The organism is Anabaena sp. 90, assembly GCF_000312705.1.
GTDB classification, from domain to species: domain Bacteria; phylum Cyanobacteriota; class Cyanobacteriia; order Cyanobacteriales; family Nostocaceae; genus Dolichospermum; species Dolichospermum lemmermannii.
In genome coordinates this window covers 593,924-614,616 of record NC_019427.1, presented here as the reverse complement: position 1 = coordinate 614,616, position 20,693 = coordinate 593,924, and the positions used below count along the sequence as shown (strand labels likewise).

Sequence of the window (20,693 nt, the reverse complement as noted above, 5' to 3'; positions counted from 1 at the left end):
AATCAATAGGGCTTACGGACTGGTGGAGTTTTGGAAAATAGCCTGGTTTTGAAACCAATCCTTTCCTATCTGGATAGTAATATCTGAACCGATATTACCAGTGCTTTCTACGCGTACTTCCCCAAATCCCAAGAGACTACGGACTGATTCGGCACTATCTCCATCTCCTTGTTGTGCCACAATGTGAGTTATATCCAGGGGTTGTCCCCAGGGTTTGGAGACAAAGATATTTTTATATCCAGCTTTTTCCAATGTTCTAATTAGGGGACGCAATTGAGAGCGATTGTTCCCTGTACTATCCTGAATAGCTACACGCAGATGACTAGGTTCAGCAAACGATATTTCTGCCGTCTTCGCTTCTAAACCAAAATGCTGCGTCATTACTTTCGCAATATTCCGCCCATCTGGAACCCAGTAGCTGGCATCAAACTCATGATTGTCGCTAAAGCGTCCAGGTAGCATTAACATTTGCATATTCGAGCGATTGATTTTTGAGCCAAAGCCAACCAGCGCTACTAATTCCTCAACAGATAAGTTGGTATCAATATTTTCCTTAACAACATTGAGAATGTCTGGTAATTTCGTGATGGTTGTCGGGTTCAGAGTCTGTTCAATTAAGGACCGCAACACCATTTGCTGGCGCTGAATTCGACCAATATCTCCCAGTTCATCATGACGATAGCGGAGTAATTGCAATGCCTGTTCACCATTGAGATGTTGTTGACCCGCTTTTAAATTAATGTATAAATGCTGGGAATCATCCCGATATTTCATGTTTTTGGGGACATAAATATTCACTCCCCCCAAAGCTTCAATTAGCTTACTAACGCCCAAAACATTAATACGAATATAGCGATCAATTCCTACTCCACCTAAAAGATTACTAACGGTTTTCGCCGTTAACGCTGGTCCACCCTCTGCATTAGCCGCATTAATTTTTTTCACTCCATACCCTTCAATTTCTGCACGGGTATCTCTAGGCACAGAAAGCATGACTATTTTTTTTGTCTCTGGATCAAACTTGATCAACAGCATGACATCAGAAAGACCGTCAAAAGAATTAATTTGGGGTAAATAACTCAGATTTTTGCTGTCAGAAGGGGGGTTTTGGACATCTGGAGGCAGTACGCTCATCCCCATTAGCAGGATATTAACAGGACGAGTTAGTTGGGAAAATTGTAACCCATTGCCAGAAATACTATCCCCATCAAATACCGCTTCCTCCTGGGGACTGAGTTGAGCTTGTTGCAAAGGCGTACTTTCCCAAGAAACCGCCAACAACGCCCCTGCAAGTCCAGATACTATGGCAATCCCACCCATACCCACCGCAAACCATAGCCACCGTCCTAATTTTGATGGGCGGGAATTTTGCCCTTTCCCCTTATATTTAGCTTTTGCGGCTTTTTGTTGTGCTGCTGATGTTTTTTGACTAGTCACAGACTTCCTCTCACCTACGATTTTAAATAAAGTAAATTTGCCGACTCAATACATCCCAAACAAATCAGACTATAATAGCTAACTTCTCATCAAATTTGCTATAATAAACCTCCGAATATACAACAGAATTCACAAACCAGGAGTTAGGGGTGAAAGCCTTTTTATTAATCTTGAGATTTTGATTTGAAATTTATACTTCCGGCAATCTGTAACGGGCTGCGATAATTTCTATGATTTTCCGATTTGCTATTTAATACTTATGCCATAGTCGCTCTGCCAAGTTGCTAAATCCTGGTAAACGGGAAGATTTGCCTTGAATGACCCGGAAAATCAACCAAACACTGACTAAAAAGTAACCAGAAGTCAGAAAACTATTGAGAATTAACAAGCGCAGTGTCAAAAAATCTGTTACTGCTCCAGTAGTTAACAATAAATAACCTAACATCCAGATAAAGGCCAAGGTAATAGATAAACGGCTGGCAGTAACTTGTTGCCGGCTACCCTGACGCTGGTAGAGAGTCCACAGCGAGGGAAAAAAGCCGATAATGGGAATCAAATATAAAATAAGTTGTGTTTTTGAGATATCTGTATCTTTTGCTGGCAAGTTATCCATAGTGGTTGATGTGATCATAAACTAGAGATGGTGAATAATAGTCATTAAGTTAGAGATAATAACCTAAGTTGTTAATTAGGTAGGGGCAACTAACAATTTAAATTACCGATGACCAACTTCCATGGGATTAATACTTTGTCAAGAAGAAATTAATTTAGTTCTATAGTGTAATTACCTAAAAATGCAAACACGTAAGCTACTCAATTGGTGGCAAACATTGACACCTATAGCGAGATACTTAGCGATCGCGCTACTTGCACCATTATTAGTTCTCAATGGTTGGGCTATTGCCGCAATTTTCAATTATTTTCACTCCCTGATCGTTATTTTAGTCGGAGCTTCGGTAATAGCATTTTTACTCAACTATCCCGTAAGTTGGATGGAAAATCACGGAGCAAAACGAGAGCAAGTAGCCATCCTCGTATTTTTGTTAGCATTATCCATTTTATTAGCTCTAGGTGTCACCCTGTTTCCTCTCGCCCTGACTCAAGCCCAACAACTGGTGGCGCGTTTACCAGACTTAATTGATTCAGGACGTTCACAATTAATGATACTCAATGGTAAGGCAGAAAGTGTAGGTTTACCCATTAACTTAGATGCTTTAGCTGCACAAATCAATGATCGCGTCAAAGGACAATTACAGTCCATAGCTGGACAGGTGCTAAATCTAGCCGTGATCACTGTTACCAGTTTGTTGGATTTCCTACTAACAATGGTATTAACGTTTTATTTATTACAGCATGGCGGTGAACTTTGGCAAAGTTTAGTAGAATGGCTACCTTCTAAATTTCGCGCTCCCTTTTCCAAAACAGTCCGTTTAAGCTTTCAAAACTTTTTTATCACCCAATTAATTTTATCAACCTGCATGGCTTCCGCGCTGATTCCTACCTTTTTATGGCTGAAAGTTCCCTTTGGTCTATTATTTGGGTTAACTATTGGAGTCATGGCACTTATCCCCTTTGGCGGTTCTGTGGGTATCGCTTTGACAACTTCTTTGGTTTCACTCCAAGATGTTTCTATGGGGGTGAGGGTCTTAATAGCTGCCGTAATCGTGCAGCAAATTCTCGAAAATCTGATTGCACCCCGAATTTTAGGCAGTTTTACGGGTTTAAACCCCGTTTGGATTTTAATTTCTGTCTTAACTGGAGCGAGAATTGGCGGACTTTTAGGAGTAATCGTGGCTGTCCCCTGCGCTGTGGTTATTAAAAGCATCATCAGTGCTATTCGCCCCTCAGCACTGAGTCTTGATCCAGAAGACTCTTCTCTGGATGATATAGCCACACCTATGACACCAGAAGCATCTCCAAAAGTAGAAACCAATAATTCCTTGAGTGTTTCATAAGACCTCGCGGTAAGTGGGAAACGAGCGTGTCTTTAGACTTTCTGGTAAAAAGCCTAGTTCTGTATTGGGTAGATAAGATCTAGTAAAAACGTTATTGCTGTTATCTATCGAGGAATAAGCAAACGCACCTAATAGCATAACACTAGCGGCTGCTAAAACATAACGTCTGCCCAAACTTACCCCATAACGTCGTTGCAGAAAATTGGTTGTGATAGAATTCATAATTATTTCCTCAATTACTCCAGATTTTCGGGTGTCTATTGCAAAAGACGTTGCTAATCTACTAATTGTTCACTATCTCATCCACAGATTCATAAATCCTCAATCGTTACAGTTTTGGTAACAACTGTTCCCTGTTCCCTGTAGATAAACATCAATTATTCTTACTCACAAATACAAACCCCCGCGTCTTGGCTGCTGTTGAATCAACAGTATTCATTGCCTTCCATAAATCTGCTGTTTTCACCCAAACAGGTGGATATTTATAGCGCGAAACATCCATAATTAAAAATCTATCTGTTAACTCGTTATATGCAGCTAAAGGCGAAATATGTCCACCTCGTTCTTGACCAATTTCCTGACGTAAATAGTTAATAATAATAAAATTTCCTGGTTGCTTTACATTCTCTGCTGCTAACTTGCGAAACTCTGCTAAATTTATCCCACCAGCATGATACACCTTAACTTGCACATCATAACTTTCCAATAATCCTCCTAACTGATCTAAAGTCATACCTTGACGGGCAACAACTTCAGAATTTACGACTTTTCTAGTTTTTTCATTACTGAAAAAGTTATCTTGGGTAAATACTCGAAATGGTTTATATTGTGGTGCTTCTGGTGCAGGAATTTTCAAGCTATTTAACACCATCACCATACTAGCAACTCCACAATATGCCTGATTAATTTGGGTGACAAATTGTGTACTTAATGGGAAAAAATCACTTTTTGATTTACTAGCAATTAATAATGTTTCACCTTCAGGAGTATCAAAACCAATCAAGTTAGGGGAAAGTGATAATGTTTGAGCAAAAACATTTCCTTTCGCTAAACAAATGCCTAAAATTATAACTCTAATTGATGTTTTGATAGGATTGATTGCTGCCAATTTCATAGTTTATTTTCAACCTGATTTAAATTATTTTTAGGACAACAGCAAGGCATCATTTTATATTATTAAATCAAAATCCCCGCAATTCCCGCAGTGATAAAACCCGCTAATAATCCACCAATCATAGTTCTTACACCCATACGGGCTAAGTCTTGTTGGCGGTTGGGTGCTATTCCTGTCATCCCCCCAATAGTAATGCCAATTGAGCCAATATTAGCAAAATTACACAAAGCGTAAGTGGCAATAATTGCTGAACGTTGAGAAATTTCTTGTTTCTTAATCATTTCTCCTAAATCCAAATAGGCGATAAATTCATTAAGAATCGTCTTTTTACCTAATAATGCCCCAACTTGTCCACAGTCGGCCCAAGGTATACCCATCAACCAAGCGACGGGAAACATAACAAAAGATAACATCCATTCTAAGGACAATTGCGGATAACTTACCAAACTCCCCAACCAACTTAAACTGGCATTGACAGCGGCTAATAAACTCAAAAAAGCAATTATTATGACTCCAACATTAACCGCTAATTTTACGCCATCAATTGCCCCAGAAGTCGCAGCATCAAGAACATTAACATAATTACTTTTGATCTCTATATTCACTGTTCCAGTAGTTTCCGATACTTCTGTTTCTGGATACATGATTTTAGATACTATTAGAGAAACAGGGGAAGTCATGAAAAAAGCCGCAATTAAATGTTCTGGCGGAATTCCAAAGGACAAATAAGCACCTAGTACACCCCCGGCAATGGTAGCAAAACCACCAGTCATGACGGCGTGCAATTCAGATTTTGTCATGTTTGCTAGGTAAGGTTTGACCATGAGTGCTGCTTCTGTTGGTCCCAAGAAGATATTTCCCGCACAGGACAAAGATTCAGAACCTGATGTTTTCATGGTTTTCATCATCAACCATGCTAGGGCATTGACAACTCTTTGCAAAATGCCATAGTAATAAAGAATACTGATAAATGATGAGAAAAAGATAATTGTGGGGAGAATTTCAAAAGCAAACAGATGATCTTTGAAGTTTTCACCAAAGACGAATTTTGCACCAACATCAGAAAAAGCTAAAAAGTTACCAACGATATTTCCCAAGGATTTAAATAAGTTCAAACCCCAAGGGGTCTTGAGAATGACTATAGCCAAAATAAATTCTAACCCCAATCCCCAGGCGACTGTCCGCCAACGCACAGCTTGACGACTCACGGACAGGACGTAGCATATACTGATGAAAACACAAATGCCTAAAAATGAAATAGTGCGTTCCATATTCAATGTTTCCATATTTTTTGCAAATAAGCTTCAGAATAACTTAATTTCCGATCATTAAGTGCCGAATTAGCTGATTTAGGCGGTATTTATCACCAAAATGCTGCTAGTGCAAGGGAAGAAAAACAGGATATTTGCTGGCTTAATTAATCTTAAATATAAAGAAATAATTAAAAGTATACAAAACTTAAATAAATTGTTATTACAGAACTATGCAAATGGGAATAAAGAGTGTATATTGGTTTCAACTTCAGTATACCGAAAGATTTATAGTCTACCAATTATGAGATACCTCTGGTTCACAACAAAATGAACTGGGGGTATCTGTGTTTTGGGAACTGTAGAGACGTTCCATGGAACATCTCTACAAGGGTTTCAAACCACGCACGTTTAATTCTCACCAGATGTCTATTGATAATCATAAGTAATGAATTATACATTACCCAATATCATGCTTATCTCTCCAGCTTGTTTCTGTAAATCTAAATCTTGATAGATTTGCAAACTCTGAGTTAAAAACTGATGAGCAATAACTTGATTATCAGGCTGTTTTTGCTTTAATAGCTTGCTGTGCAATTTGCAAACCAATCAAAACCTACAACTTCAGCATAGCCAATGTTATATCTATCTAGGGCTGTTTGGGTATCTATCCAAATAACAGTATGTGTATTTCCTAATTTTTGTTCTAATCGTCGCAGTTCAGTAGTTTTACCGCCACCTCGATGACCCGCCAGTAAAAATTTTGCTGGATCATCTACCACTTCTTCTAACATACCTCTAAGATACAAGGTTGGGTTGTGGAACGTAAACGTATCCCTGCGGGACACTGCGTGAACGCCAAGCAATCAGCATGAAATCCAACATGAGCGCTGGGTTGCGCTGTCACTTAACCCAACCTGCAAAAAATGGCTAAGGTATTGAAACAAGATGAAAAGTTAAATAATCCATAAGTATATCGAAGATCCTCAGTAAAGTGAATAACATAGAGACAATATTTTTTGGTGCAGGTATTAAATGGAATCTTTAGAAAAACAAATTCTCACATTGAGCCAGAAAGTTGATGCTATCTATGAAGTGATTGAAAGGCTTGATATGCGGCTATCTCAAGCTTTGTCAGATTCATCTTTAGATAAGTTACCAGTCATAGAACATTATCTAGAAAAGAAACAGCCAGTGCCTGAGTTAAAAGAATTGAAGCATAAAGATATTTTGTCAGATGGTATTGTAGAAATGAATTATCAGACGACAGATAAACAAATAACACCAGAAATCCAAATTCAACGGCTAACAGCTCAGTTAACCGCTGCATATCATCGGATTGCTGCTTTGGAAGAACAGTTACTCAGACAGAGAGCTTATTAATTGCGGCTAATTTCTTCAAGTTGGGCTTCAATAGCTGCTAATAATTGATTTTGTTGCCAATTTTGACTTAAAGAGGCAGCGATACAAGCCGCACCAGCACCAATACCTTCTTTGACAAAACCCCGTTCATAAGCTTGAAGTTGAGGATATCGAGAATTAGCAAAACTCAATTGTGTAGCTAACAAGGGAGGGATGCTATTTTTGTGTAAACTTTGGGCTAAATCAACTGTTGCACCTGTGGGATCTTCTGCTACCCAACGGGTTGTGCCGATGACAATTTCTGCGGGTTGCCAAGATAAAGAATATGTGTAAGCGATCGCTTGAATTAAAGCATAAACTGCTAACATTTGTGTACCTCCACCCAATAATACCCCACAACTCCGACTCGCGGCGATCGCCATTCCTGCTACTACCACCTGCATAGGATCACCTACTGCGGCCACCAGTTCTAAAGGATCAACTGACGGGGGCATTTTTGCCAATCCCGCTTGCACCAAATCCCATTTCTGTCCGTGATTACACACAGGATGGCTACTATTAACTTTACCAACAGCATCAATGCCCAAACCAGTTAAAATTGCCAAGGCTGTTGTTGTGCCACCGACAACGCACTCGCTGAGAATTAAATACCCATGAGAACTTAATTCAGAACTTAATTGATCACCCCAACGCAATCCTTGTACTAATAAATGTTTGACAGTATCTATATCCATAGCTGCACCCTGACTTAAACACTTCGCCGGCGCACCACCCAAATCAATTAATGGTACAGGTGGAGTATGGGGTAATCCCGCATTAAACAAGTACACAGGGATATTTAAATTAGCCACCACCGCCCGCGAAATCAGCACAGGAGAAGCCCCGGAAGTCAAAGGAGGGAGAGGGTACTTGGGTTGATGTTCAGCACCGTAATAGAGAAATTCTCCATCAGCACAAGCTGTATATTGGCGATCCTGTGGAGTCAACCCAGCGGCAGAAATACCAGGAATTAAACCCGTTTCTGTAAATCCCAAAATACAGGCAAATATCGGTAATTTACCCCGATAACGATGAAGCCATGCTTTGCCCTGGGGAACTTGTGTGTAAATATTAATCATATCTAAACTGTGATTTTTCTGATTTTTCTGATTTTCCTGATTAATTAATCATCTTTATCAAATTAATCAAAAAAATCATAGTTATGACTTTTACAATTAATCATCTTCATCAAATTAATCAAAAAAATCATAGTTAGGACTACTCATAATCCATCAACACTTGCAACCAATGAGGTGGACGGGGAATGGGATTTCCTAAGCGATCCAAAAGTAACAAAGCAGTAAGATGGACTATAAACAAGTAAATAAAATTATTAAGAACAATGAAAGCGATCGCTCCTAATTGAATTAATAATAAATTGGGAGTCATTAACAATTCCAACTTTAAAAAAATCCATTCAATAATTTCTGTCACTTGGTTAATCACATAAACCCACAAATCTTCCCCCGATAGCACAGACAAAAACCACAGCCGAAAAAACACCCCCATAGTCCCCAATAACGTCCCTAAAGTCATCGAAACAATCCAGGGGACACGACGATACCAAGTCACCCCCAATAGCACACCCATCAAGCCAAAAGGCATGACAAATAACAAACTGCGGAATGGACCCATCAACACAGACAACAGCAACCCAGAAGTCACTGCTGCCATCCAAGCTGCCCGTTTACCCCAACGTAAATAAACCAAAGCAATAGGGATAGGAAAAAATACCCGCAATACAGGACCCAAAGGAAAATAAAAATTAATAAACCAAATTAAACTCGCCGTACTTGCTAAAAAAGCCGTTTCCACCATCCTCAAGGTACTCTCAACTTTAAGAGGTTGGTACTGTAATTGAATTTGGGGAAGAGATTCAGGAGATGAATCTTTCTCTGGTTCTTCTGGGAGCAAATCAACAATACTCATGCAGGCAACTAAATTAAACGATGGTTTTTTCCAAAGCTGACCAATCGGGAATATGAATTCTATCTTATACTAAACACGGGTGAGATTTAAACTTTTGCCAAATGACAAAGAACCCAGATGTGTAGGGGTTTAGCAGTGCTAAACCCCTACGTTTAGAATCAAACAATCAAGCCGTTTTGAGTATAATCTCTCACAATCAAACCCTTTTTTTCTAATTTTCTCAGCACTCTTGTCACAGTTTCCCGTGCCAATCCGCTTAAACTACTTAACTCGCGGTGGGGTAAATTAGGAATTTCCGTGCCTGTATTCTCTTGTTTGCTTTGCCCCTCTGCCAAAAATAGCAACGTATCCGCCACCCGTGACTGACTATCTGATTCCCGTAACTGCAATTTTCTGTTAACTTGTCGCAACCCATTAAATTACAACCACCTTTAATAGAGATTGTCTGAGATTACACCAACTATGTTATAAAAATTTCAGAGGGAACAGGAAAAACTCATGTTTAAGTTCCCTGTTCCCAGTTAAGAGTTCCCTGTTCCCTTGTCATAACGACAATTTTTAACGCCAACCTACTTAGAAGTATTATTTGATTTTCCTGTATCCCTCACGAGAGTGCATGAATAACACCACGCAATCGCGTAGACTGCGCTCTGCGCTTAAAAACTACCTAAACCTGAATCTTCTAAAATTTTGTACATTTTTAACTAAGGTAATTTAACGTGACTTCCCATATTGATGAAATTCACCAACTAATTGCAGATATTGATCACTTACTGTCTCACACAGCTAAAGGCATTTCTAAGTTCCTGTCTAACCAAGGACAACAGGAAAAAGACGTTTTACAACGAGTGCATAACTTCTTGGTGCGACTGAGTGAGGAGGAAGTATCAAAAGATGATGTCCTACCGGAAACTACAAACCCACTTCCCACACCAAAATTTTCATCTCTCTTGACACAATTTAACCAAGAGGTTAATGTTCCATCTGTATTTGAGTCTGGTTCGCATCAACCAGAGCTTAGTAGTATTGAAACAGGACAAATCAAACAAGAATTGATGGTCTTAATTCAGCCTTTACAAGCGGAATTATCCAGGCTGTTAGCAGAAAGAGCCGATTTGATTCAGGAAATTAGGCAACTAGAGCAAAAGCGACTGCAAAACCATTCATTAAGTCAGCAGTTAGCGAACCAAGACGAAATGATTTCTGAATTTTTAGAAGTCCTCATGGGTCGTTTAGTGCCACATCTAAAATCAAATTCTGCGGTAATAATTAACCCTGATTTACAGAATTTAGAAGCAATTACTTCTGCCATTCAACCTATTTTAGAATCAGCAGAACGGGTAGAACAGTTGGCAAATTTGGCTCGGAATTTAGATCAACACTTACTGTCTCTAGATGGAACTGTTAATACTATTTTTGAAGCCCTAGAACGGAATATTAACGCCTATTATCAATCCTTATCCCAAGCATTAGCTAAAATGCACAATGAGGGGATGCAAGGTGAACAATTGATGGCGAAGTTTCTCAATAATTTGACTCAATATTTACAACAACAAGTCTTGATTAATGAGTCTTCTATTTCTGATGTCAACACTGAAATAGTTTCGGCATCACCATTATTAACTGAGTCCTCTGTTGTTGAACAATTAACACCTTCAGAAAATGTATCTACAGAACTTCCGACTGCGGCATCACCATTATTAGCTGAGTCCACGGTTGTTGAACAATTAACACCTTCAGAAGATGTACTTGTAGAACTTCCTGCTGCGGAAATATTGCCAATTGATCTGGATACAGAGTTGTTACAAGAGCCAACACAATCTGCAAAAGATTTACAATTAACAAATACTGATGAAGTAGCTGAACTTTATGCCAGTTTCTTTAATACTGAAATTTCTTCACCGCTAAGTTTCTCATTTTCTCCTGATATTTTGCTGAAGGAAGATGAAAGTTTATCCATTGCTTCTGAAGTGGTTAATCATGATTTATCAGCATTAGAAATTAACAGTTCGATAGTTTCTAGTCTAGCTGACAGCACTACGTTAGCAGAACCAAATTCTGTGGATACAATTACAGTTCTGACTGATTTGTTAGTAGATACGACTCATGAACAAGTACCAATAACAGTTATCAATCAATCAGATAATTCCCACATAGAACCGGAAAATCAGGATGTAGCTTTAGATAACTGTCAGGAAGTAGATTTAAGTTTGACAACTCAGACATATATAGAAGCAGAAAAAGAAGATTTTTCTCAAGCTTTAATTACCAGTGAGCAAACTCCAATTACCAGTCCTCAACCCTCAATTCCCAATGATGAAAATAATCATCTTGTCCCAGAGGATAATTTAAATACGACTTGGTATTTAGGAATTGATATTGGCACGACAGGAATTTCTGCGGCTTTATTAAATCACTCTAAATTGGTAGTTTATCCAATTTATTGGTCAGCAGAAAATCAAAGTGGTGATGCTTCTTTTCAGCAATCATTCCGGTTACCAGCAGAAGTTTATTTACCGACAAATTCAACTTCTCATCAGGTGAAAAATGGACAATCAGAATCTTCCCCTCATCTTTATTCAGCACAGTTAAAGCCTTATTTACAAATAGCAGTTCCCTACCAGCAAGAACGACAAAAATGGGAACCAATGCTGCAATTAAATGAGTTTTCCGCAGGTCCATTGATTTGGGTAGTGCGATCGCTCTCTAAGCTACTATCAACTCTCAGAGCTAGTCAAACTAGTACCACACCAGCTTTAATTGCTAATGCTGTGGGAATGAATATACCAACTTTTTCCAAGGTAATTAAGAATATCGCTGGTGTCATCTGTACTTGTCCTTCCAGTTGGACCGAACAATATCGCTTTAACGTTCGAGAAGCGATTGTGACTAGCGAACTTATCTCTCATCCTCAACAAGTCTTTTTTGTGGAAGAAGCGATCGCCAGTTTACTGCCAGAATTAGACAGTGCCAATGGTCAATCTATCCAAATCAGCGAAAAGCAGGGTTTACGGGCTTTAAAAACTAGCAATTATCTCCTGGTAGGTAACACTTTAGCAATTAATATTGGGGCAACCCTAGTAGAAATGACCTTGGTAGATATACCAGCAAATCTGGAAGAATTGGTACATAAAAACTTCATGCTCCACAATTTTGCCTACTCTGGTAAAGGCATTGAACAGGATATTATTTGTCAGTTACTATTACCACCAAAATCCCGCCAACTTCGCCAACCTGGGCAATTTCATCATGAAGAAGCGAATGCTAATCCTTGGCATTGGCAACCCTCAATTCCCGGTTTAGACCAAATGCAATTCTCTAATTTGGGTTTAGAAGGACTGGTACTACCCAAAGTTGGAGAACCAGATACACAAGCACGGATTCGTCTCCAGCAACGTCTAGAAAGTTCTCTCCTGGGACAAGCCTTATTAGATGCAGCATTGGCATTAAAGTTAATTTTACAGCACCAAGAAACCTTTACCCTAGAATTCGCCGACCAACGTTGGGTATTACAGCGCCGAGATTTAGAAAGTCAAGTCTTTGTTCCCTTTGTCCGTCGTCTCAATCGAGAGCTTAACAAATTATTAGTAGCCCGTGGTATTCCCACCGAAGCTATTAATCAAGCTGTCCTCAGCGGTGGTGTGGCTTCCGTCGGCACTATTAACCGTTGGTTACGGCAAAAATTGCCTAATGCCAAAATTATTCAGGACTTATACCTTGGTGAAAACGGCGCTCCTAATTGCAGTCGAGTTGCATTAGGTTTAACTATGTTACCGTTGCATCCCCAAGTTTTAGACATACCTAAACAACAATACACAGATTATTTCCTATTCTCTGAATTGCTAAAACTATTGCCCAACCGTTCTTTAACCTTTGGTGAAGTCTTGCAATTATTTGAAAGTCGTGGTATCAATACCCGTATCTGTCAACAGCGGTTATTGGCTTTCTTGGAAGGTGAACTACCACCAGGCTTAATTCCTGCGGCTTCAGATTACCTTTGGCTGACCCATCACTCCCAGGAAAATCTCGACTACAAAGCAATTGATTCCCTCAAAGCAGGCATAAACTCTCCACCACTATTTGAAAAACAAGGCAATCTCTCCTATCGTCCCAATTTACAACAAGTCCAGTTATTACTACGTTATTTAGATGCCATTAAATCTAGTACCGTGCAATCCCTAGAAGAACCATATAGTTACCTTTTACATAGTCAAGTATAGGGCAGAGGAGCATGGGGCAGGGGGGATTTTACTTTTTCTTTTTTTCCTCCTGACAACTGACCTTTTGGGAACGTTAGATACAATTAGAGCATCTCTAAATGGAGGACTCAATGGCAAAACATCAGGATCTTCTTTCTTCCTAGAGAAGACATATAATAGGGTTTTCAGGCTTTTGGGTGGGATCATGGAAATGAGTAGCAAAGTAAAAATAAAAATAAACTAACTTTAGTGCGTATATTCAGTTTCTAGAGATGATAATATCATCACAACCCGACGCTCATGTTGGGTAACATACGTCAACCCAACCTACAAATCAAGACTTTTTTCGATTTGGACAAGGTATTGATATAACTGAAACTGGTTATTGGTGCATAAATCTCACAATTTGTCTAGTTGCTGGCATTAATAAAATTATTGACGGGAGGAGTGATCATGAAATTATTAGTTCGTTGGAGCTTAACATTGGGTTTGGCTGGCAGTACATTTTTGGGGGTGGTACTTGTCCCTCATATCCCAGCATTGGCATTACCAGAACAAGAAATAAAGGCTAAATTAGACGGAGTGCCTGTCTATTTAGTTACTAATGGTAAAGGTATACCTTTAAGCCGTTCCCTATCTAATAATCAAAATGGTCAAAAAGATGGGGATTTGTTGACAAGAGTTTATATGAGTCGTCAAGAGGCTCAAGAGTTTATTAAGAAGTTACAACAGGTCAAGGACAAAAATCCCAAACTAGATGAAGTTGTGAAAACTCTGCAAGTAACAGCAGTACCGCTGGGAAGTATTTATCAGCAAATTCGAGAAACCAAAAATCAGCCTAATCGCCTTATATTTGATTTTAAACCTGTAGATCGAGATATTCAGGGAGCCTTAGACTTGCTGCGGCAAAGTGGTCAAAAGGTAGATAAATTTTCGGGTTTACCTGTATTTGCAGTAAGATTTGGTGCTGATAAGGGTTATGTGCCAATTCAAACCGCAGCCGAAAAACAGCAACTCATTCCTCTATTTTTAAGTAAACAAGATGCACAAGGTTTATTAACCCAAGTGAAGCCGAAATATCGGACAGCGGACATTCAAGTTATAGCTGTAGATGAAGTAATTAAAACTTTACAAAGTAAAAATGATGACTGGTTAAAACAAGTTTTGTTAGTTCCATCTCCGGAGTCAAGGGAATATATGATGTCAAGGGAATATATAAAGACTCTACCGAATAATAAACCTTCGCAAAAGTAAAGTTTACGTATGGTAGAACAACAGCTACAGGTAGTTTCTGGATTAGAACTTTGGCAATGGCGAAAAACCGCAATTCAAACAGCTATAGCCTCGGACATATCCCCAATGGAGGTAGATTGGCTATTATTAACAATAGCTAATTTAGACCGCTTGGCACTGCGTTTGGAGTCTTTCAAAACATGGCAGCAAATCCCCATAAAATTGTCCTTAACAGAATTAGAGCAATTGTGGCAAAGGCGATTAGATGACCGTTTACCGGTTCAGTATATTGCAGGGACGACAGCTTGGCGGAAGTTTCAACTCACAGTTTCCCCTGCGGTCTTAATTCCCAGACCAGAAACAGAAATATTGATTGATTTGGCCGTAACTGCTGCTAACGGTGAAGCCAAAGCAGGTCAATGGGTGGACCTGGGAACGGGTAGTGGGGCGATCGCCCTAGGATTAGCTGAAGCATTCACAACCGCAACCATTCATGCTGTAGATGTCAGTCCAGCCGCTTTAGCCATTGCTCAAACCAACGCGGAAGATTTAGGTTTTCGGGAACGGATTCAATTTTATCAAGGTTCTTGGTGGCAACCCCTAGAATCCCTCAAAGGTCAGTTTAGCGGCATGATATCAAATCCGCCCTATATCCCCAGTAATACCGTACTGACCTTACAACCAGAAGTAGTCAACCATGAACCTCATTTAGCCTTAGATGGTGGTGCAGATGGTTTAGACTATATTCGTCATTTAATTGATATTTCCCCTAATTATTTGCGTCCTGGTGGGCTGTGGTTAATTGAAATGATGGCAGGACAGGCAGAAATGGTGCGGGAATTGTTGGAAAATAATGGTAATTATATCAATATTTCCATTCATGCTGATTTAGCCGGAATTAAACGTTTTGCAGTGGCTTGTAATTGCAAATAAAAAATATTCTATGGCAACCACCTATTTCTCCTCCTTGCATTCCTCTTTGCGACTTTGCGTGAGACAAAAAAAGATTTTGGAAAAAAGAATATTTTGCCATTAAATAGGAGGATTCCAGATAAACACCCCATAAAATTCTCACTGCCTACAACACCTTACACTGCCCATAATGCCTTAATAAATGATCACATAAAACCAAAGCCACCATAGCATCAACCATTGGCACAGCGCGGGGTAAAACACAAGGATCATGTCTTCCCTTCCCAGATAAAAGAGTTTCTTCACCTTCCTTAGTTACGGTTTTTTGTTCCTTTCTAATAGTAGCCGTCGGCTTAAAAGCCACTCGGATAATAATATTTTCACCGTTGGAAATTCCCCCTTGAATTCCGCCCGAACGGTTAGTTACTGTTCTAATTTCGCCACTTTCATCAATATAAAATTCGTCGTTATGTTCAAAACCTGTTAACAAAGTTCCGTCAAAACCAGAACCGATTTCAAAACCTTTACTTGCTGGTAATGACATTACCGCTTTTGCTAAATCTGCTTCTAATTTATCAAAAACAGGTTCGCCTAAACCCTTGGGAACATTCCGCACCACACATTCAACCACACCACCGATGGAATTACCATCTCGACCGGTTTGTTCAATTAATGAAATCATGGTATTAGCAGTTTCGCCATCTGGACAACGGACAATATTGCTTTCGACATCTGCTAAACTGACGGTATTCGGATCAACAACACCTTCTAAATCCTTAATTCGCTTGACATAAGCAATAACTTCCACATTTGCCACTTGATGTAAAATCTTTTTAGCGATCGCCCCTGCGGCTACTCTACCTATTGTCTCACGCGCCGACGACCTACCACCACCTTGCCAATTTCTGAATCCATATTTAGCATCATAAGTAGCATCCGCATGAGAAGGGCGATATTTTTGCGCCATTTCATCATAATCTTGGGGACGAGTATTTTTATTTCTGACTAAAATGGCAATTGGTGTTCCCAGAGTTTTCCCCTCAAACACCCCAGATAAAATCTCACAGGTGTCCGCTTCTTTGCGAGGAGTCGTAATTTTACTTTGTCCTGGTCGTCTTCTATCTAACTCAAATTGAATTTCTTCGGCAGAAATTTCCAGTTGTGGGGGACAACCATCAATAATAACTCCCACACCGCCGCCGTGAGATTCGCCAAAAGTAGTAATACGGAAAAGATGACCAAAAGTGCTGCCCATGATATTCAGGAAATACAGACCGGAATATGTATTTTACATGGAGTTGGGCGATCCTGGGAAAAATCAAAAATTCCCCATGATAATCAGTTATCTTAAAGACTCTCACCTTGTCCCCTGTCACCTGTTAATAATTGAGTCTGGCAGATGAACTACCCCTTGCTAACTTCGTTTGAGCCAGGGGTTTCTACATCCCCTAGCGGAGCCTGAGATTTTTGACGCTTCGCACGACCTAGTTGCTTCATACTTCCAGCATTCTTGCGTTCGCTGGTGTTTGAAGTAGAGCTAGAATCATCTACGTCTAAGAGGCTAGTTCCTAACCCCTGTAGATTATTTGAGTACCAAAGTAGCATTACTTCTGCGGCGGCGATATCACGCTGTTGGGTATATCCGCAGTTATGGCAAACATGAGTTCTTGCGGCTAAACTCTTCTTTTCTTGATTTCCGCATTTTGGACAGGTTTGAGATGGTTTTACCTTCTTTGTAGGAACTTCTACAAATAAGCCACCAATGTCTGATAATTTCGCTTTTAGAGCGTCCCTTATCATCCCCATTCCCACATCAAGAATTGATTTATTTAGTCCTGCCTTTTGTTTTTTACGTTTACCCTTCGACAAGCTCAGGGCATCGCCTTTCTTAGCTTTGGCACTCATTTTTTTGACTTCTAATTTTTCAGTAACTACCGTGCTATTACCGCTGATTATTCGTGTAGTTTCTTGGTGAACAAAGTTCTGTCTTTGGTTGGCAACTTTTCTCGAAAGTTTACTAACTAACTTCTGAACTTTCTTCCACCTTCTAGAAGCCTTAACTTTCTTTTTGAAATTGGGAGAACGTTTTCGACGTTTTGATTTACCCAACTCTTGATTTTTTTGTTCTGCTTTTCGGAAAAACCGAGGTGCAGCCACTAAACCATTTTCTTCACCATTTGTCCAAGCAATTGCATCATTACAACCTAAATCAATTGCCATAACACCATTATCAGTTTTGCGGCTATTCTTTAACAAAGTATCATCAATTTCTAAGACGATGGAAGCATACCATTGACCATTGCGGTTAACGATATCTAAAGCTTTAGGATGCCCCCAAAGTCTAGCCTTACCACGCATTTGGATTTGACCAATCTTTGATAATTCTAAATAGCCGTTATCCCCTGTGCTATGTACTTTCCAGCCTGTAAAAGATGGATAAGTCCAACCAGAATAATGACGGATTGGCTTGAATCTAGGGTACTTTCCTAGTCCCTTAAAAAACCTTCCAAAAGCAAAATCAACCCGTTTTAATGTGGCTTGTAATGCTTGGGAATTAATTACTTTATATTCTATCCAGACTTCTTTGAAATCCGGTAAACAGTTCTGTTGTTCAAAGTAAGAAACAGTTTTACCAAACTTTTTATATGAAGTAATGCGGTTAGATACAGCAGCATTATACAAATCTTTATGAAGTTTGCGGTGGTAGTGCAACATCTCACTGACTTGTTTATTAGGATATAGCCTGAAAGTTGCTCTACGTAACGCCATTAACTATTACCTTCATCTTCTTTGATAATATACTACTATTATATAATCCAAGAGCTTAGAGTGTCAATGAAAATGATAGATAAAAAACATCAAGAATGGCAACAACGAAATGCCGATAAAACTAGGGCTTATACGGCTAAGTATGAAGCATCAAGAGTCAAGGTTAGTGTTACTCTCAAGAAAGAGATAGCTGAACAAATAGACAAAATAAAACCACCGTCACAGACTTATGGCGGCTGGATACGCGAATTAGTCGAGAAATACATTGATAATTTGGAATAAATAAAATATAGTTGTCAATAACTCAACTATCCTCAAAAGTCTTTTACTTACAGTAAAAAACATTTTCAGGATGTTTCGTTATTGACTTGCTTACATCCCCACCCTATGAGTACATTGAGGGTGGGGAATTACGCAAAACTGTTAAACTAGATCAGAAAACTGTAATTTCTAGATTTGACAATTTCACCAGAAAAACAGCCATAAAGGATAACTATTATGAAAAATTTGCACAAAAATGCTTTAATGAAACAGCGTTTATCAAGTTCGTCTCAGCGTCATGTTTTAACTGGAGTCATAGCTGCTGGGTTGATGATGTTGCCGGGGCTAGTTGGTAGTAGTCCCGTTTTAGCGCAGCAAAAGCCAGAGCGGAATTCTTTAACCTATGGGCAATTGATTCAGAAGGCAGATAAAGGAGAAATTAGAAAGGTAGAATTGGATCAAACTGAACAGATAGCTAAGGTTTATTTAGCTGGACAAAAGCCGGATACCATACCTTTACAGGTGCGCCTTTTAGATCAAAATCCCGAATTAATTAATAAACTTAAAGAAAAAAACGTTGAGTTTGGTGAAGTTTCCTCAGCTGGCAATAGAGCCGCTGTGGGGTTGTTAATCAATCTGATGTGGATTTTGCCCTTAGTGGCTTTAATGCTATTGTTCCTGCGCCGTTCTGCAAATGCTTCTAACCAAGCCATGAGTTTTGGTAAATCTCGCGCTCGGTTTCAAATGGAAGCGAAAACAGGGGTAACATTTAATGATGTTGCGGGAGTCAAGGAAGCAAAGGAAGAATTAGAAGAAGTTGTCACTTTCTTGAAACTTCCAGAAAAATTCACAGCGGTAGGGGCGAAAATTCCCAAAGGGGTGCTGTTAGTTGGACCACCTGGAACTGGGAAAACCCTACTCGCAAAAGCCATTGCGGGGGAAGCAGGTGTACCTTTTTTCAGTATGTCTGGTTCGGAATTTGTAGAAATGTTCGTCGGGGTGGGTGCTTCCCGTGTCCGGGATTTGTTCAAAAAAGCGAAAGATAATGCGCCTTGTTTGATATTTATTGATGAAATTGACGCAGTAGGTAGACAACGGGGTGCGGGTATTGGTGGTGGCAATGATGAACGGGAACAAACTCTTAACCAGCTATTAACGGAAATGGATGGTTTTGAAGGAAATACGGGAATTATTATTATTGCTGCTACCAACCGTCCAGATGTCCTGGATTCGGCTTTATTACGTCCCGGACGCTTTGACAGACAGGTAATTGTGGATGTCCCCGATTTGAAGGGAAGACAGGAAATTTTGACAGTCCACGCTCAGAATAAGAAGATTGATCCTAGTGTATCTTTGGAAGCGATCGCTCGGCGCACTCCTGGTTTTACAGGTGCAGATTTAGCCAATTTACTCAACGAAGCTGCTATTCTCACCGCCAGAAGACGCAAAGAAGCTGTTACCGATTTAGAAGTTGATAATGCGATAGATAGAGTAGTTGCGGGTATGGAAGGAACTGCTTTAGTAGATAGCAAAAATAAACGCCTGATTGCTTATCATGAAGTCGGACACGCTTTAGTAGGTACGTTGGTTAAAGGTCATGATCCTGTGCAAAAAGTTACTCTCATTCCCAGAGGACAAGCACTAGGTTTAACTTGGTTTACTCCCAATGAAGAACAGGGTTTAATTTCCCGTTCCCAAATTTTAGCCCGCATTGCCGCAACTTTAGGCGGTCGTGCAGCGGAAGAAATCGTGTTTGGGAAAGCGGAAGTTACCACAGGTGCGGGAAATGACTTACAACAAGTTACCAGTCTGGCTCGACAAATGGTCACAAAATTTGGAATGTCTGATTTGGGTCCAGTTTCCTTAGAAAATCAAAACAATGATGTATTTTTAGGGCGTGACTGGGGAAATAAATCAGAATATTCTGAAGACATTGCTGCTAGAATTGATGCCGCAGTTCGAGAAATTGTTAACCGCTGCTATATTCAGGCTAAGGAAATAATCCAAGAAAATCGGTTAATTTTGGAACGAGCAGTTGATTTGTTGATAGAACAAGAAACTATTGAAGGTGATCTATTCCGCACAATGGTCGCTAACCATACTCAAGTTAAAGTTACTAATGAGCAGGTGTCTGTACCGATACTTTTTTGATAACTAATGCTAACAAATACATAGGGCTGGCTGAATAAACATAGAACCGTGACAAATCAATGACTTGAGACGGATAGAATTT

17 protein-coding genes and 1 pseudogene are annotated in these 20,693 nt (G+C 39.6%); 7 read left to right on the top strand and 11 right to left on the bottom strand.

The window, feature by feature from the left end; all coding sequences use genetic code 11:
* Positions 1-12: 12 nt before the first annotated feature.
* Positions 13-1,437 (bottom strand): LCP family protein, encoded by a 1,425-nt coding sequence (locus tag ANA_RS02850; RefSeq protein WP_015078542.1) that lies wholly within the window; start codon positions 1,435-1,437, stop codon positions 13-15.
* Positions 1,438-1,687: 250 nt separating this feature from the next.
* Positions 1,688-2,050 (bottom strand): hypothetical protein, encoded by a 363-nt coding sequence (locus ANA_RS02845; RefSeq protein WP_015078541.1) that lies wholly within the window; start codon positions 2,048-2,050, stop codon positions 1,688-1,690.
* A gap of 181 nt (positions 2,051-2,231) precedes the next feature.
* On the opposite strand from ANA_RS02845, the gene ANA_RS02840 reads away from it, so the two are divergent.
* Complete coding sequence (locus ANA_RS02840) at positions 2,232-3,392, top strand: AI-2E family transporter (protein WP_015078540.1); 1,161 nt, start codon at positions 2,232-2,234, stop codon at positions 3,390-3,392.
* Here the strand turns inward: ANA_RS02840 and ANA_RS02835 are convergent.
* The 4 genes from ANA_RS02835 to ANA_RS02815 all read right to left on the bottom strand — a co-directional run bounded on the left by ANA_RS02835 (position 3,387) and on the right by ANA_RS02815 (position 6,550).
* The gene (locus tag ANA_RS02835) at positions 3,387-3,614 is read right to left on the bottom strand and encodes a hypothetical protein (protein ID WP_015078539.1); all 228 of its coding nucleotides are present in this window, start codon (positions 3,612-3,614) and stop codon (positions 3,387-3,389) included. The genes ANA_RS02840 and ANA_RS02835 overlap by 6 nt on opposite strands.
* 151 nt (positions 3,615-3,765) lie before the next feature.
* Positions 3,766-4,506: a phytochelatin synthase family protein gene (locus ANA_RS02830; protein WP_015078538.1), complete on the bottom strand. Its 741-nt coding sequence runs from the start codon at positions 4,504-4,506 to the stop codon at positions 3,766-3,768.
* 62 nt (positions 4,507-4,568) lie between these two features.
* Positions 4,569-5,777 (bottom strand): NupC/NupG family nucleoside CNT transporter, encoded by a 1,209-nt coding sequence (locus tag ANA_RS02825; RefSeq protein WP_015078537.1) that lies wholly within the window; start codon positions 5,775-5,777, stop codon positions 4,569-4,571.
* A 557-nt stretch (positions 5,778-6,334) separates the two neighbouring features.
* Positions 6,335-6,550, bottom strand: a complete 216-nt coding sequence (locus ANA_RS02815) for a hypothetical protein (RefSeq protein ID WP_041457601.1) — start codon at positions 6,548-6,550, stop codon at positions 6,335-6,337.
* A 241-nt stretch (positions 6,551-6,791) separates the two neighbouring features.
* On the opposite strand from ANA_RS02815, the gene ANA_RS02810 reads away from it, so the two are divergent.
* A complete protein-coding gene (locus ANA_RS02810; protein ID WP_015078535.1) occupies positions 6,792-7,139 on the top strand; it encodes a hypothetical protein in 348 nt (115 codons plus the stop codon).
* On the opposite strand, the gene cobT is transcribed toward ANA_RS02810, so the two are convergent.
* The 3 genes and pseudogenes from cobT to ANA_RS02795 all read right to left on the bottom strand — a co-directional run.
* Positions 7,136-8,236, bottom strand: a complete 1,101-nt coding sequence (gene cobT / locus ANA_RS02805; protein ID WP_015078534.1) for a nicotinate mononucleotide-dependent phosphoribosyltransferase CobT — start codon at positions 8,234-8,236, stop codon at positions 7,136-7,138. The genes ANA_RS02810 and cobT overlap by 4 nt on opposite strands.
* A gap of 139 nt (positions 8,237-8,375) precedes the next feature.
* Positions 8,376-9,086, bottom strand: a complete 711-nt coding sequence (locus tag ANA_RS02800) for a DUF2232 domain-containing protein (RefSeq protein WP_041457600.1) — start codon at positions 9,084-9,086, stop codon at positions 8,376-8,378.
* Between the two features lie 158 nt (positions 9,087-9,244).
* Positions 9,245-9,496 (bottom strand): annotated as a pseudogene (locus tag ANA_RS02795) (helix-turn-helix domain-containing protein); the annotation flags it as partial.
* Between the two features lie 309 nt (positions 9,497-9,805).
* Between ANA_RS02795 and ANA_RS02790 the strand changes: the two are divergent.
* From ANA_RS02790 to prmC, 3 genes are all read left to right on the top strand, one after another.
* Positions 9,806-13,306: a hypothetical protein gene (locus ANA_RS02790; RefSeq protein ID WP_015078531.1), complete on the top strand. Its 3,501-nt coding sequence runs from the start codon at positions 9,806-9,808 to the stop codon at positions 13,304-13,306.
* Between the two features lie 432 nt (positions 13,307-13,738).
* Positions 13,739-14,539, top strand: a complete 801-nt coding sequence (locus tag ANA_RS02785; RefSeq protein WP_015078530.1) for a Tic22 family protein — start codon at positions 13,739-13,741, stop codon at positions 14,537-14,539.
* Positions 14,540-14,548: 9 nt separating this feature from the next.
* Positions 14,549-15,451: a peptide chain release factor N(5)-glutamine methyltransferase gene (gene prmC / locus ANA_RS02780; RefSeq protein WP_015078529.1), complete on the top strand. Its 903-nt coding sequence runs from the start codon at positions 14,549-14,551 to the stop codon at positions 15,449-15,451.
* 145 nt (positions 15,452-15,596) lie between these two features.
* Here the strand turns inward: prmC and aroC are convergent, their stop codons facing one another.
* Both aroC and ANA_RS02770 read right to left on the bottom strand, forming a co-directional pair.
* A complete protein-coding gene (gene aroC, locus ANA_RS02775; protein ID WP_015078528.1) occupies positions 15,597-16,685 on the bottom strand; it encodes a chorismate synthase in 1,089 nt (362 codons plus the stop codon).
* A 149-nt stretch (positions 16,686-16,834) separates the two neighbouring features.
* Positions 16,835-18,199 (bottom strand): RNA-guided endonuclease InsQ/TnpB family protein, encoded by a 1,365-nt coding sequence (locus ANA_RS02770; RefSeq protein WP_015078527.1) that lies wholly within the window; start codon positions 18,197-18,199, stop codon positions 16,835-16,837.
* Between the two features lie 66 nt (positions 18,200-18,265).
* Here ANA_RS02770 and ANA_RS02765 point away from each other — a divergent pair, with 66 nt between their 5' ends.
* Together ANA_RS02765 and ftsH are read left to right on the top strand one after the other, a co-directional pair.
* Positions 18,266-18,481 carry a hypothetical protein gene (locus ANA_RS02765; RefSeq protein ID WP_015078526.1) on the top strand — a complete coding sequence of 72 codons (216 nt, stop codon included), beginning with the start codon at positions 18,266-18,268 and terminating at the stop codon, positions 18,479-18,481.
* Between the two features lie 216 nt (positions 18,482-18,697).
* A complete protein-coding gene (gene ftsH / locus ANA_RS02760) occupies positions 18,698-20,611 on the top strand; it encodes an ATP-dependent zinc metalloprotease FtsH (RefSeq protein ID WP_015078525.1) in 1,914 nt (637 codons plus the stop codon).
* The last annotated feature ends 82 nt before the right edge of the window (positions 20,612-20,693 follow it).

What these genes read in the sequence shown, in the direction of transcription:
- ANA_RS02800 (WP_041457600.1), bottom strand. Translation starts at nt 9,086, where the DNA reads ATGAGTATTGTTGATTTGCTCCCAGAAGAACCAGAGAAAGATTCATCT.
- prmC (WP_015078529.1), top strand. Translation starts at nt 14,549, where the DNA reads ATGGTAGAACAACAGCTACAGGTAGTTTCTGGATTAGAACTTTGGCAA.
- ANA_RS02830 (WP_015078538.1), bottom strand. Translation starts at nt 4,506, where the DNA reads ATGAAATTGGCAGCAATCAATCCTATCAAAACATCAATTAGAGTTATA.
- ANA_RS02845 (WP_015078541.1), bottom strand. Translation starts at nt 2,050, where the DNA reads ATGGATAACTTGCCAGCAAAAGATACAGATATCTCAAAAACACAACTT.
- ANA_RS02815 (WP_041457601.1), bottom strand. Translation starts at nt 6,550, where the DNA reads ATGTTAGAAGAAGTGGTAGATGATCCAGCAAAATTTTTACTGGCGGGT.
- ANA_RS02825 (WP_015078537.1), bottom strand. Translation starts at nt 5,777, where the DNA reads ATGGAACGCACTATTTCATTTTTAGGCATTTGTGTTTTCATCAGTATA.
- ANA_RS02770 (WP_015078527.1), bottom strand. Translation starts at nt 18,199, where the DNA reads ATGGCGTTACGTAGAGCAACTTTCAGGCTATATCCTAATAAACAAGTC.
- ANA_RS02785 (WP_015078530.1), top strand. Translation starts at nt 13,739, where the DNA reads ATGAAATTATTAGTTCGTTGGAGCTTAACATTGGGTTTGGCTGGCAGT.
- aroC (WP_015078528.1), bottom strand. Translation starts at nt 16,685, where the DNA reads ATGGGCAGCACTTTTGGTCATCTTTTCCGTATTACTACTTTTGGCGAA.
- ANA_RS02835 (WP_015078539.1), bottom strand. Translation starts at nt 3,614, where the DNA reads ATGAATTCTATCACAACCAATTTTCTGCAACGACGTTATGGGGTAAGT.
- cobT (WP_015078534.1), bottom strand. Translation starts at nt 8,236, where the DNA reads ATGATTAATATTTACACACAAGTTCCCCAGGGCAAAGCATGGCTTCAT.
- ANA_RS02765 (WP_015078526.1), top strand. Translation starts at nt 18,266, where the DNA reads ATGAAAATGATAGATAAAAAACATCAAGAATGGCAACAACGAAATGCC.
- ftsH (WP_015078525.1), top strand. Translation starts at nt 18,698, where the DNA reads ATGAAAAATTTGCACAAAAATGCTTTAATGAAACAGCGTTTATCAAGT.
- ANA_RS02810 (WP_015078535.1), top strand. Translation starts at nt 6,792, where the DNA reads ATGGAATCTTTAGAAAAACAAATTCTCACATTGAGCCAGAAAGTTGAT.
- ANA_RS02840 (WP_015078540.1), top strand. Translation starts at nt 2,232, where the DNA reads ATGCAAACACGTAAGCTACTCAATTGGTGGCAAACATTGACACCTATA.